The sequence below is a fragment of the Pseudomonas oryzicola genome (genome assembly GCF_014269185.2).
In the GTDB taxonomy this organism is placed as follows: Bacteria; Pseudomonadota; Gammaproteobacteria; order Pseudomonadales; family Pseudomonadaceae; genus Aquipseudomonas; species Aquipseudomonas oryzicola.
The window spans coordinates 2,138,091-2,152,125 of sequence record NZ_JABWRZ020000001.1 but is presented as its reverse complement, the minus strand read 5'-3'; the positions used below and the strand labels follow the sequence as shown (position 1 = coordinate 2,152,125).

Annotated in this window: 11 protein-coding genes; 2 read left to right on the top strand and 9 right to left on the bottom strand. The window is 62.6% G+C overall.

Going from position 1 to position 14,035, the window contains the following annotated elements; genetic code table 11:
• Positions 1-8: 8 nt before the first annotated feature.
• From HU760_RS09550 to gnd, 3 genes are all read right to left on the bottom strand, one after another.
• Entirely contained in the window at positions 9-1,805 is a 1,797-nt protein-coding gene (locus HU760_RS09550) for a glycoside hydrolase family 15 protein (RefSeq protein ID WP_186674678.1), read from the bottom strand.
• A gap of 82 nt (positions 1,806-1,887) precedes the next feature.
• Positions 1,888-3,393, bottom strand: a complete 1,506-nt coding sequence (gene zwf, locus HU760_RS09545) for a glucose-6-phosphate dehydrogenase (RefSeq protein ID WP_186674679.1) — start codon at positions 3,391-3,393, stop codon at positions 1,888-1,890.
• Positions 3,390-4,373, bottom strand: coding sequence for a phosphogluconate dehydrogenase (NAD(+)-dependent, decarboxylating) (gene gnd / locus HU760_RS09540; RefSeq protein ID WP_186674680.1), 984 nt, complete (start codon positions 4,371-4,373; stop codon positions 3,390-3,392). Before gnd ends, zwf begins: the two co-directional genes overlap by 4 nt.
• Before the next feature lie 203 nt (positions 4,374-4,576).
• Here gnd and HU760_RS09535 point away from each other — a divergent pair, with 203 nt between their 5' ends.
• The gene (locus tag HU760_RS09535) at positions 4,577-4,744 is read left to right on the top strand and encodes a DUF6026 family protein (RefSeq protein WP_186674681.1); all 168 of its coding nucleotides are present in this window, start codon (positions 4,577-4,579) and stop codon (positions 4,742-4,744) included.
• 42 nt (positions 4,745-4,786) lie between these two features.
• Here the strand turns inward: HU760_RS09535 and HU760_RS09530 are convergent, their stop codons facing one another.
• The 6 genes from HU760_RS09530 to HU760_RS09505 all read right to left on the bottom strand — a co-directional run bounded on the left by HU760_RS09530 (position 4,787) and on the right by HU760_RS09505 (position 11,600).
• Positions 4,787-5,044 carry a PAAR domain-containing protein gene (locus HU760_RS09530; RefSeq protein ID WP_186674682.1) on the bottom strand — a complete coding sequence of 86 codons (258 nt, stop codon included), beginning with the start codon at positions 5,042-5,044 and terminating at the stop codon, positions 4,787-4,789.
• 54 nt (positions 5,045-5,098) lie between these two features.
• Positions 5,099-6,061 (bottom strand): PoNi-like cognate immunity protein, encoded by a 963-nt coding sequence (locus HU760_RS09525; protein WP_186674683.1) that lies wholly within the window; start codon positions 6,059-6,061, stop codon positions 5,099-5,101.
• A 15-nt stretch (positions 6,062-6,076) separates the two neighbouring features.
• Complete coding sequence (locus HU760_RS09520) at positions 6,077-6,817, bottom strand: PoNi-like cognate immunity protein (RefSeq protein WP_186674684.1); 741 nt, start codon at positions 6,815-6,817, stop codon at positions 6,077-6,079.
• Between the two features lie 102 nt (positions 6,818-6,919).
• Positions 6,920-7,873: a PoNi-like cognate immunity protein gene (locus HU760_RS09515; protein ID WP_186674685.1), complete on the bottom strand. Its 954-nt coding sequence runs from the start codon at positions 7,871-7,873 to the stop codon at positions 6,920-6,922.
• Between the two features lie 14 nt (positions 7,874-7,887).
• Positions 7,888-9,288, bottom strand: a complete 1,401-nt coding sequence (locus tag HU760_RS09510; RefSeq protein WP_186674686.1) for a hypothetical protein — start codon at positions 9,286-9,288, stop codon at positions 7,888-7,890.
• Positions 9,285-11,600 carry a type VI secretion system Vgr family protein gene (locus HU760_RS09505; RefSeq protein WP_186674687.1) on the bottom strand — a complete coding sequence of 772 codons (2,316 nt, stop codon included), beginning with the start codon at positions 11,598-11,600 and terminating at the stop codon, positions 9,285-9,287. The genes HU760_RS09510 and HU760_RS09505 overlap by 4 nt, the downstream gene beginning before the upstream one ends.
• An 871-nt stretch (positions 11,601-12,471) precedes the next feature.
• Here HU760_RS09505 and glgA point away from each other — a divergent pair.
• Positions 12,472-14,034, top strand: coding sequence for a glycogen synthase GlgA (gene glgA / locus HU760_RS09500; RefSeq protein WP_186674688.1), 1,563 nt, complete (start codon positions 12,472-12,474; stop codon positions 14,032-14,034).
• Position 14,035 lies beyond the last annotated feature (1 nt).

Genomic DNA, 14,035 nt, shown 5'->3' with positions numbered 1-14,035 from the left:
CAGCTAGTTCAACGCCGGGTCGCCCGGTCCCGTACCGGGCACTGGGCCCGGTGCAGGTTAAGCGCGGTGTTGATGATGCCGATATGGCTGAACGCCTGGGGGAAGTTGCCGAGCATGCGCTGGCCGACCGGGTCGTACTGCTCGGCCAGCAGGCCGAGGTCGTTGCACAGGCCGGTCAGGCGCTGGTACAGGGCCTGGGCTTGGGCCTCGCGGCCCAGCAACACATACACGTCGGCGAGCCAGAACGAACACACCAGGAAGGTGCCTTCGCCCGGTGACAGGCCATCACTGCAGCTGTCGCTGTCGTAGCGCAGCAGCAAGCCATGCTTCAGCAAGCGCTGTTCGATCTGTTCGAGCGTGCGCAAGAAACGCGGGTCATCCACCGGCAGGAAGCCGGTCAGGGCAATCTGCAACAAGCTGGCGTCCATTTCGCTCGAGCCATAGGCCTGGACGAAAAACTGGCCGCTGGCGTCCAGGCCCTGTTCACACACGTCGCGGCGAATCTCGTCAGCCACCTGGCGATAATGCTGGCCACGCTCGCGGCCTTCCTCGGTGGTGTCGGCCAGCCCCGCGGCACGGTCGAAGGCCACCCAGGCCATGACCTTGGAGTGCACGAACTGCTGGCGCCCCCCGCGGACCTCCCAGATGCCTTCGTCCGGCTCGCGCCAGATGCGTTCGAGGTAAGGCAGGATCAGCCGGGCGATGGCGGCGCTGCGTGGGTGGCGCGGCAAGCCGCCCTTGATTGCCTGGGCCATGGCATCGGCGAGCTCGCCGTAGATGTCGAGCTGCGTCTGCGTCGAGGCCGCATTGCCCACGCGCACGGGCTGCGAACGCTCGTAGCCGGCCAGCCACGGCAGGGTGTATTCCTGCAGGTCGCGCTCACCGGCCAGGCCATACATGATCTGCATCTGTTCGGGGTTGCCGGCCACCGAGCGCAGCAGCCATTCACGCCAGGCCTGGGCTTCGTCGAAGTAGCCCAGGTTCATGAACGCCAGCAGGGTCATGGTGGCGTCGCGCAGCCAGCAGAACCGGTAATCCCAGTTGCGCTCGTGGCCGATGCGCTCCGGCAGCGATGTGGTGACTGCAGCAACGATGCCGCCGGTGGGGGCGTAGGTCATCGCTTTGAGGGTCAGCAGCGAGCGGCGCACCAGGGCACTGTAGGGGCCTACCTCGGGGCAGCGTGCCGCGAACGCCTGCCACTGGTCGATGGTGTTTTTCAGGGCATCGTCGATGTCGCAGTCCGGCTGCACCGGTAGGTGCGATGGCTGGTGACGCAGGCTGAACACCTGCCGCTGGCCCGCACCGACCCGGAAACGGGCCACGGTGTGGTGATCACGCGCTTGCGGGGCTACCGTCGCCGCCAGGACCAGGCGATCAGGCCCGGCCACGGCACTGAGCGTGAGCGGTGCCACCCGCTCCACCCAGGGAACGCTGCGGCCATAGTCGAAGCGCATCACCAGGTCCATCTCGAAGTTGGTTTCACCCGCCAGGCCCTCGACGATGCGCACCACCGAATTGACTTCGCCCAACGGCATGAAGTCGAGCACACGAGCCCGGCCGGTAGCAGTCGCCCAGGTGGTTTCCAGCACCAGGGTGTCGTCCAGGTAGCCACGGCTGCTGTGCTCCACCGGGTCGCTGGGGGCCAGGCGCCAACGGCCGTTTTCTTCGTTGCCCAGCAGGGCGGCGAAGACTGCCGGGGCGTCGAAGCGTGGCAGGCACAGCCAGTCGAGCGAGCCATCGCGGCTGACCAGGGCGGCGCTGCGGCAGTTGCCCAGCAGGGCGTAGTCTTCGATGTGAGCAGGCATTGCGGCTCCTTCGTGTGGTGGCCTGTGCCGGCCTCTGCGTGGGCTTGCCCGCGAAGAGGCCGGCACAGGCCATACAGAAAACTCACCCCAACCGGTGCCACTCGCGTTTGTCCCGCGCCAGCAATTCATTGCCGGCCTCGGGCCCGTCTTCACCGGCCGGGTATTCATGCACCTCGCCGCCCTGGGCCCAGGCGTCGAGGAACGGCTGCACCGCACGCCAGCCGTTCTCGATGTTGTCGGCGCGCTGGAACAGCGTCTGGTCACCGGTCAGGCAGTCATAGATCAACGTCTCGTAGCCGGTCGCCGGGGTCATCTTGAAGAAGTCCTTGTAGGCGAAGCCCAGTTCCACGTTCTCCATCACCAGCTCCGGCCCGGGGCGCTTGGCCTGCAGGTCGAACCACATGCCTTCGTTGGGCTGGATCTGGATTTTCAGGTAATTGGGCTTGGGCCGCTCCAGCTCCGACTCACGGAACTGCGCATAGGGCGCGGGCTTGAAGCAGATGGCGATCTCGGTGTCGCGCACGCTCATGCGCTTGCCGGTGCGCAGGTAGAACGGCACACCGGCCCAGCGCCAGTTGTCGATCATCACCTTCAGCGCCACGTAGGTCTCGGTGTGGCTGTCGGGGGCGACGTTGGCCTCCTGGCGGTAACCGGGCAACTGCTTGCGCCCGTGCCTGCCGGCACGGTACTGGCCGCGCACGGAATGCTTCAGGGCCATCTTCGGCGACCACGGGCGAATGGCGCCGATCACCTTGGCCTTCTCGCTGCGCACGGCATCGGCGGCGAATGCCGCCGGGGGCTCCATGGCCACCATCGCCAGCAACTGGAACAGGTGGTTGGGCACCATGTCGCGCAGCGCCCCGGTGCTGTCATAAAAAGCACCGCGGGTCTCGACACCGACGGTTTCCGCGGCGGTGATCTGCACGTGGTCGATGTAATGGTTGTTCCAGAACGACTCGAACAGGCCGTTGGAGAAACGGCTGACCAGAATGTTCTGCACCGTCTCCTTGCCCAGGTAATGGTCGATGCGGTAGATCTGCCGCTCGCCCATCACTTTCAGCAGGCAGGCATTGAGCGCTTCGGCGCTGGCCAGGTCGGTACCGAAGGGTTTTTCCACCACCACGCGGCGAAAGCCCCCGGCGGATTCGTCGAGCAAGCCGGCCTGCCCCAGGCGCAGGGCGACCTCCGGGAAGAACCGCGGCGAAGTCGCCAGGTAGAAGATGGCGTTGCCATGGCTGGTCTTGTCGATGCGCCTGGCGAGGGCCTGGTAGGTGGCCGGGTCGAGGAAGTCACCGGTCTGGTAGTCCAGGCGCTTGGCCAAGCGCGCCCAGAGTTTCTCGTCCAGGCCTTTGCTGCTGCCCTCGCCGCCTTTATCACGCTCGACCATGAACGCATGCAGGCGCTCGGCAAATTGCTCGGCAGTGGCCGGGTTGTGGTCGACGCCGACGATACGCAGGTTGCGGTCCAGCAGGCCGTCGCGGCTGAGGTTGTACAGCGCCGGCATCAACAGGCGCTTGACCAGGTCGCCATTGGCGCCGAACAGGAACAGGGTGCAGGGTGGAGCGGCAGGAATGTGCTGTCTGGTCATTCGCCTTTCTTCTCGATATGGCCACCGAAGCCCAGGCGCATGGCCGAGAGGATCTTGTCACCGTAGGTGCCCTGCTGCTGGCGCGAGCGGAAGCGGGCGAACAGGGCGCTGGACAACACCGGCACCGGCACTGCCTGCTCGACGGCGGCATCGATGGTCCAGCGGCCTTCACCGCTGTCGGACACCGAGCCACTGAACTGCGCCAGCTGGGGGTCGGCCACCAGGGCATCGGCGGTCAGGTCGAGCAACCACGAGGTGACCACGCTGCCACGCCGCCACACTTCGGCGATTTCCGCCACGTCCAGGTCAAAGCGCTGGCCCTCGGGCAGTTCGTTGCCGCCCTTGCTGCGCAGCAGGTCGAAGCCTTCGGCATAGGCCTGCATCAAGCCGTACTCGATACCGTTGTGCACCATTTTCACGTAGTGCCCGGCACCGGCTGGGCCGGCATGGATGTAGCCGTGCTCGGCGCGCTGGTACTCGCCGCTACGGCCATGGGTACGCGGGATGTCACCCACGCCCGGGGCCAGTGCCTTGAACAGCGGCTCCAGGCGCTCGAACACGTCCTTTTCGCCACCGATCATCATGCAGTAGCCACGCTCCAGGCCCCACACACCGCCGGAGGTGCCCACATCCAGGTAATGCAGCCCGCGCTTGGCCAGCTCGCCCGCCCGGCGCATATCATCCTTGTAGAAGGTGTTGCCGCCGTCGATGATCGCATCGCCCGGCTCCAGCAGCTCGGCCAGCTGCGCGATGGTCTGCTCGGTAGGTTCGCCGGCCGGCAGCATCACCCACACCGCACGCGGTGCCTTGAGCTTTTGCACCAGCGCCCCAAGATCGTGCGCCCCTTGGGCACCCTCGCCCTCCAGGGTGCTGATGGCTTCACGGCTGCGGTCGTGCACCACGGTACGGTGGCCGGCGCGCATCAGGCGCCTTGCGATATTGCCGCCCATGCGGCCCAGCCCGATGATTCCCAGTTGCATGAGCCGATGCTCCCCTTGCGAATTTGATGTCAAAACAGTGCAGCCTTCAGGTTAGTCCAGCGAACCGCGCGTGGGTTCAGCGACGAACGGCGCGACCACGATAAACAAAAAAGTTCCCAAGGCCTGCAAAAGAATTCAGAATGCGCCCCGCGTGAAGCGTCTACGCTTTAACTTGTCACCAGCCAAAACCGCGAGGTGTGCTCATGGGTACCTTGATGCCTGCTACTCCAACCCAGACCCTCTATGTCTCCGTGCGCCGTGATGAGCTGCGTAAACTGAAGGAAGAACGTGACCAGCTGCGTCAGCAGGTCGCCCAACTGAACCTGCTGCTGGCACAGGCACGCACCGACGGCGACGCCGTCAGCCTCTGATCTTGTCCCTTCCCGGTGGGAGCTGAACCGCTCCCACATCGCTTAATCAAGCAGCCAGCTGTTATCGCCATTTTCCAGTACGCCACCATGACTGGTGGTGTCGCCGACCCTGGCAAACGGCTGCCCGTCCTCCATCATCAGTGCCGAGCCGCTGGTGATCAGCGCCCCACACCCGAGCTTGTCGCCAACCCGGGCGGCGGCCCTGCCGTTGACGAAGAACAGGCTGGAACCGCTGCTGACGCTGGTCGGGCCGCACAGCGGGCAGTGGTGAGCGTGGCCCAGCAGAACGATGGCAGGCATTGTTGCGACTCCTTGGTCATATGACGCGCCAGGCACCGGTGCCGGTGGCGCCAATCAGAACGTTCTCGACAGCCGCCAGTGCACGACCTGGCCATCGATCTCGGGGAAAGGTACCTGGTGCATGAACACCTGCTCACCCAGCGCGCGCTCGACGCAGGTGTAGTGGCCGGGCCATGGGCAGGGGGTGCCGGATGGCCAGCCGGGGGCATCCTCGCGCCTGGCGGTTTCCGGGTCGCGAAACTGCTTGCCCAGCCGCCGGTAATGGGCCCGGTCGACAAGTGCCTTCGGGTAGAACTGTGGCGCGCTTTGCAGGGCGTCGCCTTGCACCGACCATAAAAACGCCACCAGCGCCGCTTCGAATGCCCAATAGCCCAGGTGGTCACCGCGTGCCCGCGCGTGGCGCTCGTGCCAGTAACAGCCGTGCGCCTCGGCGTACCACTGGCCGAGGTAGCGCATGAGTGCGTCCTGCTGCGCAGGGCCACGTAGATCGAGGCTCTCCAGCAACGTGGCGTAGGGCTCGGGGTGAAGCAACGAGGTGCCTGGATATGCCTTGCCCAGACGCTGGAACAGCCGATGCAACAGCAGGTCGGGGCTGCGCTCGTCGGCCTGGTTCAACCAGCCCAGCAGTTGGCCTACCCGCTCGGGGTAACCGCACAGCACCGCCAGCGACAGCAGCCACAGGGCAAGCCGGTAGTCGTCCGCCACCCACGGGCGCAATTGCTCGCTGGCTGCCGGGTAGGCGGAAAAATGCCGGGCGAACTGGGCGAACGCGTAATCGACATAGGCCTCTACCAGTTCCATCGGCTCGCCACCGGAGTAGCGCTGGATGGCCAGCTCCAAAGCCATGTGCGCCCAGTCGCGGCTAAGCCCCCGGTAGTGGTGCCTGTGCTCGGCGGGGCCGGCCAGCAAGGCCTGGGTGTCCGGGTCGGCGAATTCCTGTTCCTTTTCATGGGTCGAGGCCCGATAGTGCTGCTCGACCATCCACGGGTCGCGCTTGATGCTGTCAAAGTGGCCCATTGGCCCTCCTCCACGCTAATTCAGGTGAGCCGGGCGCTGCCGGGCGTGATCGACCAGGTCTTTTGGGTAATAGGGCAAGTCGCGGTAAGGCGTATCGTCGATATCCCACAACAATGTGACCAAACCGGCCTCGAAGGCCCAGTAGCCGAAAAAGCCGGCATCGCTGCGGGCTTTGTGGCGATCATGCCAATAGCAATTGCGCATGCCTCGGTACCATTTCTTCAGGTAGCTGCGCATGGCCTGCTGCTGTTCGGCCTGTTCGCCGTTCAAGGCTTGCAGCAAGTCTGCGTAGGGGCGCGCGTGAATCAATGCCGGGCCGGCCTGGTTGATACCAACCCGGGTGAACAGCTGGCGGATCAGCAGGTCTTGACCGTGATCCGGGTCGTCACTGATGTAACCGGCGATCTGCTCGATGCGCTCAGGCATATCCAACAGCACAGCGAGGGACAGCAGCCAAAGTACGAACTGGTAAGCGTCGGGCTCCCATAGCTTCAAAGAAAAATCGGGATAAGAGCGTTTGTGACGCTGGAACTGGCTGAACATGTGCCCCGCATAGAATTCAAGCGACTTGATGGGTTCACCACCTGAGTAAAGAGCCACAAGCAACTCCATAGACTCATAGCACCAACTCCAGCTCAACATTTCAATGTTTACATATTCGGGGCGTTCAATTTTCAGGTAAGGCTCAGCCTCTAGCTCGACATAATACTTCTTCCAAAAGGAAATACTATCGAGATAGGCTGCTTCTTGCAGCAATGGTTCACGCTTACACTTATCGAATCGACACATCATTCACACCCAATGGATTCAGGCGGCTACGCTCACCTGCAAAAATAGGCGACCTGGTAGAATCAGAGCTTACAGGCCCTTTACCAAGCGCCACGTCAAGATACGTCCCTCGTCGGCTGGCATTTCAATGCCTTGCATAAATGTTTGAGGCCCCACAACCCAATCGTCGCAGACCCACACGCCCGTGCGAGGGCAAACTTCACCTGACTTGGCAAACACATCCGAACTTGTCACGCTCAGAAGTCCTTCTGGGAAACTTTGAATAACTTGGCGTTCACGAGCGTCATCTACCAAATCTTTCGGATAGTAGGGGAGATCCCTGTAGGGAGTATCATCAACACCCCATAGCACAGTGACCATACCCGCCTCGAATGCCCAGTAACCAAAGAATCCAGAGTCACTTCTTCCCTTGTGGCGGTCATGCCAATAACAGTTTCGCATACCTCTGTACCATTGTTTGAGATAGGCACGCAAAGCCTGTTGCTGCTCATCGCCTCCACTTGACACTGCCCTAAGGAGCTCACTGTAAGGTCGCTTATGAACTAACGTGCCCCCAGGAAAATCTACACCCACACGAACAAACAACTGCCTCAACAGTAAATCCTGACTCTCATCCGAACTGTCACTTGTCCACGCTGCTATTTGCGCAATACGCCCTGCTTTTCCGAACAAAACAGCAAAAGATAAAAGCCACAACACGTACTGATAGGCATCTGGCTCCCATAGCTTCAATGAGAAATCCGGAAAACTCTGTTTGTGCCGCTGAAACTGCGAAAACACGTGCTCAGCATAGGCTTGGAGGGACTCTAACGGCTCGCCCCCTGAATACAATTCAATCAATAATTCAAGTGACTGATAGCACCACCCCCAACTTATTCCTTCCACATTGACGTAATCCGGCCACGACCTAGCCAGATACTCCTCAGCGCTCCGCTCAAAGTACTTTTCCTTCAAATAAGACACATCATCCAGATAAAACCTTTCTTGAAGAAGCGGCTCTCTTTTAACCCGATCAAATTGCACCTGACATCCTCCTGTCAAACACCATCAACAATGGCCCTTGCATTCCCGTCGAGCTTAGTCACACTCGATACGACCCCGTTTTCGTTTACGACTATTAGCCACCGCTCGTACCCTGCGTCTCGAATCGCATCTCCCTCACTACGCCCCAAAGCGCTTTGTAATCTAGGGACAATCCACGCATCACTCATCTGCCTGGCACTCGGATATCCCTCACTCCCCTTCGTAACCGGCAAACTCCCCGGCGAAAACACGCCCCCCGTTCGATACTTGGTCTCGGTAATAATGAACGGCGGTGGCGGATGGGCATTACGATAGACACCATCCAGCCCGCGCCCAGTGGGTTTCATTTCCAGGCTGCGCGGCCCCCGCGCCGCCGACAACAGGTTTTCGTGGCCCTTGCCAAGCATGTACTGATCACTGACCACCTCCCCGTAAATACCCTTCTGCGTCCGGGTCGCCGTCGCGTGATCGAACGCGTGCACATTGGCGCCATGCGCAGCAACTGGCGGTGACGTGGGCACCGGCGGGCCGAGCACGCCGTCGGGGCGCTCCAGATAACGTGGGCGCATGCCAATGCCGGAAGTCACCCGCCCACCACTCATGGCCATGGGCACCGGCTTTGCTGCATGCACCCCGGCATGCGCCACCTGCGCGGGCAGGTCGCTGGCTTGCTCCAATAACTTGGCCAGCCTGGCATCGAGCTGCATCAGCGCATGCGGGATTTCCCGCACGGCATGCACCTGCACCGCGTAGAACTGCGCTTCCATGGCCTGCAGCCGCACCAACAGGCGCGAGGCCGCCTGGTTGAACGGCCAGTTGCCGAGGTAACTGCGCAGCTTTACCGTCGCCGCAATGACCTTGGCCAGAAACTGGTCCAGGTAGGCCAGCAGGTCCTTTTCATAGCTGGCGAACCGGACCTGGCGCAGCCAGAACTCCACGCTGCCGCGGGTGAACTTGCCGAGAAAGGCAACCACGGCCTGCAAGATGACCTGGCTTTCACGAATCAACAGCAGGCACAACCCACGCAGAAACGCCGCCGCTTCCTGCCCAACCAGTGCACCTGCCACCGAGCCCACTGCGGTGCCCGCCGCCCCGACCACCGCGCCGATGATCGGGGCGATCAAGGTGACCAGGCAGGCCACCAGCAACACCCACTCCTGCCATTCCGGCGGCTGCGCCGCTGCCTGGCTGCCATCCGCCGTGTAGCGCCTGCCCAGGCGCAGGCACACTGCGGCGAGGTCACGGGCGCTGAGCACGATCACCACCCCCGGCACCAGGGACAGCAGCATGTCGGCGATGACCACGCTCAGTGGCCGCTCCTCGGCAAACTCGCCTAGCACCAGGTCGCGCAGCCAGGCAAAGCCGCCGGCGACTTTGTCGACCGCTTCGTCCAGCCAGTCCGCTGTCGAACTCATGCCTGGCCACCTGCCGAGCTGCAACCGGCAAGCAAAGCCTGCAAGGCAGCATCCAGCTCGGTCGCGGTGGTCAGCTGCAGCGGGCCTGGGCCTACCTCATACCGCACCTGGGCGCTGCAGCCGGGGGTGACCCCGGCCAGGCGGGCATAGCCGTTCTGGTCGACCACGCCCTGGCGCTGGGTGCCATCGGACAAGCTCGCCACGTAGGCCGTGCCGGCGATCGGCGTGCCGTCGGCGTGCACCAGGCGAAACTCGATGTCGTCCTGTACCGGGGCAGGCGGCTCACCGTAGCGTGCCGGCGCCTTGACCTGGGCGATGGCATGGAGCAGCAGTGGCTCGGGGCAGCCGATTTCGATGCGGCCGTCAGCCAGCTTGATAAAGGCCCCGCCACAGCTGAGGGTCAGCGACGTGCGGCTGTCGATATGCACGTGGCCGCCATGGCTGGTGATCGACACGTCGTCCTGGCTGTCGACCCGCAATTGCCCGCCAACCTGCACGCGCTTGTCCAGCGCCACCTGTTCGCTGGCCTCGAGGCCGACGCTCACGCTCAGCGCGCCACCAACCGCCAGTATCTTGCCCAGGCCAACGCTTTCGATCTTGCCAAGGGCAACCGTCTCGCTTTTGCTGGCGCCCACCTTGACGCTGCGGTTGCCGCCTATGTGCACCACCTCGTCATGCTCGACGCGCTCGCTACGGTCATTGCCGATCAGCGTGGTTTCGTTGTGCTTGACGACGTTGTTCTGGTCACGCTCGGCATGAATGAATACTTCCTGCCGCCCCAGTTCATCTTCGAAGCGCAGCTCGTTGAAGCCAGTGCCTTTATGGGTCTGGCTCTTGATGGTCATGCGGGTCTTGTGTTGCGGCAGGTCGTAAGGCGGCAGCTGGTCACCGCAGTAGGTGCGCCCGGTGACGATCGGCTGGTCGGGGTCGCCATTGACGTACTGGACAATCACATCCTGGCCAATACGCGGGATGGCCATCGAACCCCAGCTGCCACCGGCCCAGCCTTGCGACACCCGCACCCAGCAGGAGCTGAATTCGTTGTTTTCGCTCTCTCGGTCCCAGGGAAAGCTGACCTTGACCCGGCCCCATTCGTCGCAATAGATCTCCTCGCCGGGCGGGCCGACCACGGTGGCCATGTGCGGGCCATCGATGCGCGGCTTGGCCACGGGTGCCGGGCGCCACTCGGCCATGCCCTGCACCAGCAGCGCATCGTTCACATAGTGGGTGCCTTGTTCGGCGCCGGCGGCCTGTTCCTGCAGGCTGGTGAGCTGGGACCCCTGATGACACAGGCTGACCACGCGCCAGTGCACATTGAGGTCTTGCCGTGGGTGGCCGACCAGGGTGAAGCTCAGGCCTGGTTGCAGACGCACGTCATCGCCCTGCACTTCGGCCAGGCAGGCATCGTGGCGCAAGCCCGTCAGCCGTGTTTCGGTGAAGGGCTTGCCGACTGCATCGCGCTTGTAGCGCCCCGGGTAATCGAAGCGTTCGTAGTCCAGGGACTGGTGCGTGACGTTACTGGCCTGCGCCCTGTGCTCCTGGCGATAGGCGGGGTGGGTGAAGGTGTAGTCGCGCTGCACCTGCCGCGCCGTACGCACCTGCTCGCAGTAGCGCAAGCGCCGCAGGCAGGCGCGGGCCTGGTCGCCGCCACTGTCGGCGTGGTACAGCACCTGATCGGGGCCGACATCGACCTCATCCTGCCAAAGTGCCTCGTCATCTTCGCTCTTGAGCGCGCCCCGGCTGAGCAGCCCGAACGAAAGCAGGCGGTCGGTGACGATCAGGGTGTGCTGCTTGGCACAGTGTGAAAAGCGGTAGACAAACCCTTCTTCAGCGGCAAGGCGATGGATGAAGTCGAGGTCGGTTTCACCCGCCTGGACACAGAACTCCCGTACCTGGTGCTCGGCGCAACTGTTCAGCTCGAAGCGGGTAATGCCTTGGCGCTTGAACATCAGGTCAAGAATCTGCGGCACGGTTTTGCTCTGAAAGATGCGCCAGTTCGAACGCAACCGGGCACGGGCCAGCCGCGGTTCGACCACGGCGTGGTAGCGCGTGCGAGAAAAGCTGGTTTCGCCCTGGCTGAAGGCGCTGACCAGGCCATGCACGTGACGCAGGGGCCGGTCGGCGCAATAGAGGGTGAACAGCGCAGGCTTGTCGAGCAGGTGACCGAAGTCGATGTCACTTTCGTAGCTGACAAGTTCCAGGGTCAGCACAAATGGCTGGTTGAGGGTTTCGTCCAGTTTGAATGAAACCACTTCGAATTCCGTGCGCGCAGCGAGCGCCTGGAAACCGAAGCGTAAGTCGGACTGTTTCATGAGTTGCTCTACCCGCCATGCTGTTTATCGGCGAAAACAACCGCACCCTGGCCTTCCTCAAGATGAGAACGTCAAGAAAAGTGGCCAGCCGCCAGGCTGCAAGCCAGATAAATCGTGGCATTGCGGGTTTCAACCCATGGCGACTTCGAGAATGAGGCAGTGACTGAAGAACAACTTAAACGGTTCGAAACCGATATAACAGGAACGATGGGTTTAATACACAAGGGCGTATCGTAGGCAACTTCCTACTGTATTTACTGACAAACTTTTTTATCAGGCTAGTGTTTGCCGAAACATAATTGACTTCAACTTTTAATTTTCAGGCGTCTCGTCATGGTGCAGGGCATCGCCCCGCTACAGGACTCTGCACAATCGCCCGGCAGCAGCGGTCCCAGTGCGAGGCGCCAAAATGCACCATAGCGGTGCAAGCGTTGCCTGATTGGGGCACGGCTTGCGTCCCCCCGTCCTGCTCGCCAGCCAGGCATACACATTCGCTCACATACGCCAACGTTTGCGTCTAGCGTGCGGCGTCACAATAGTGACCAGCGGGTCACCTTCCCCCCGTTTTCTCTCCTACACTCGGGTTTCGGCCCGCCATTTGCTCATCGGAAGAGTGACGAAAAAAAGTCGAACTTTCAGGAAAGCCGGCAGGTCAGGAACTAAGTAGGCCAAACGCAAGGGACATTCCCTGGCTCGGCCCACCCATCCCAACCAGTCCAATCGCTTTTGGCGGGAATGCCGATCGCGCTGTGCCTGCGCGCACGACTCAGGGGCATGGAAGCACTACGCAGAATTCAGCATCAGAGAGAACCAACACGAGATATCGCCACGGGTGCCAGCACCCGACCAAAGCATAGGGACGGAGAGAAGTATGATCAGTGCCGCTGTCGAGCCTCACGTAGCTACCTTTACCTCGGACAATCGCGAATCGGTCACCCCGGATTTCGCCGCGACAGGCAAGGCACCCGGCGTCCAGCGCCGCCAGCACAACCCCAACAAGCGCAAGATCCTGTTCGTCACCTCGGAGATCGCCGACCTGGTGAAAACCGGCGGCCTGGGCGATGTGTCTGCCGCCCTGCCCCGGGCCCTGGGGCATCTGCATGACGTACGGGTACTGATCCCGGGCTACCCGCAAGTGATGGAAAGCGACAACCCCATCCACATCGTCGGCGAACTGAGCGGCCATGCAGCCTTGCCGCCGTGCAAGATCGGCCGCATGGACCTGCCCGATGGGCTGGTCATCTATGTGCTGATCTGCCCCGAGCTGTACCAGCGCGCTGGCACCCCCTATGCTGCCGACAACGGCCGCGACTGGCCGGACAACCACATCCGCTTCGCCCGCCTGGGCCTGGCCGCGGCGGAAATCGCCGCTGGCGAGGGCATGATCCACTGGAAGCCCGAACTGGTGCACGCCCACGACTGGCCTGCCGGGCTGGCGCCTGCCTACATGCACTGGCGGGGCCTGAACACCCCGACCTTGTTCACCATCCACAACCTGGCGTACCAGGGCGTATACAGCCGTGGCTGCAGCCCGGAACTGGCGATCCCCGACCATGCCATGCAGCAGGAAGGCATGGAGTTCTACGGCAAGCTGTCGTTCCTCAAGGCCGGCCTTGCCTACTCCAGCCACATCACCACGGTCAGCGCCACCTACGCCCAGGAAATCACCACCCCGGAATTCGGCTGCGGCCTGGATGGCTTCCTCGCCAGCAAGGCCCAGCAAGGCCTGCTCGGCGGCATCCCCAACGGTATCGACGAAAGCTGGGACTCGGCCACCGACAAGCACCTGCAGCACAACTTCAGCATCAATGACTGGGAAGGCAAGGCGCGCAATACCCGCGAGGTACGCGAGCTGTTCCAGCTGCAGCCGAGCGAAGGGCCGCTGTTTGCCGTGGTGTCGCGCCTGGTCTACCAGAAAGGCCTGGACCTGACCCTGGGCGTGGCCGACTACATCGTCGAGCAAGGTGGCCAGATCGCGATCATCGGCCGTGGCGAACCGGAAGAAGAACAGGCCATGCGCGAACTGGCGCTGCGCCATCCCGGGCGCATCGGTGTGCGCATCGGCTTCAACGAAACCGATGCCCGACGCATGTTCGCCGGCAGCGACTTCCTGCTGATGCCGTCGCGCTACGAGCCCTGCGGCCTCAGCCAGATGTATGCCCAGCGTTTCGGCTCGCTGCCGGTGGCGCGCAACACCGGCGGGCTGGCCGACACCATCGAGAACGGTGTCACCGGTTTCCTGTTCGATGAATCGACCGTGGAAAGCTACCGCGAAGCGCTTGCCCGCGCCTTCTATGTGTACCAGAAGAAAGACCTGCTCAACGCCATGCGCTGCCTGTCGATGACCCAGCCGTTCAACTGGTGCCAGGCCGTGGAACCCTATGCCCGCCTGTATGAGGATCTGGTCCGGCAGGCCCACCTGGCCTACTACTGAG

Excerpts from the sequence above, each read along its gene's own strand:
- zwf (WP_186674679.1), bottom strand. The coding sequence starts at position 3,393 with ATGACCAGACAGCACATTCCTGCCGCTCCACCCTGCACCCTGTTCCTG.
- HU760_RS09525 (WP_186674683.1), bottom strand. The coding sequence starts at position 6,061 with ATGGGCCACTTTGACAGCATCAAGCGCGACCCGTGGATGGTCGAGCAG.
- gnd (WP_186674680.1), bottom strand. The coding sequence starts at position 4,373 with ATGCAACTGGGAATCATCGGGCTGGGCCGCATGGGCGGCAATATCGCA.
- HU760_RS09505 (WP_186674687.1), bottom strand. The coding sequence starts at position 11,600 with ATGAAACAGTCCGACTTACGCTTCGGTTTCCAGGCGCTCGCTGCGCGC.
- HU760_RS09510 (WP_186674686.1), bottom strand. The coding sequence starts at position 9,288 with ATGAGTTCGACAGCGGACTGGCTGGACGAAGCGGTCGACAAAGTCGCC.
- HU760_RS09535 (WP_186674681.1), top strand. The coding sequence starts at position 4,577 with ATGGGTACCTTGATGCCTGCTACTCCAACCCAGACCCTCTATGTCTCC.
- HU760_RS09550 (WP_186674678.1), bottom strand. The coding sequence starts at position 1,805 with ATGCCTGCTCACATCGAAGACTACGCCCTGCTGGGCAACTGCCGCAGC.
- glgA (WP_186674688.1), top strand. The coding sequence starts at position 12,472 with ATGATCAGTGCCGCTGTCGAGCCTCACGTAGCTACCTTTACCTCGGAC.
- HU760_RS09530 (WP_186674682.1), bottom strand. The coding sequence starts at position 5,044 with ATGCCTGCCATCGTTCTGCTGGGCCACGCTCACCACTGCCCGCTGTGC.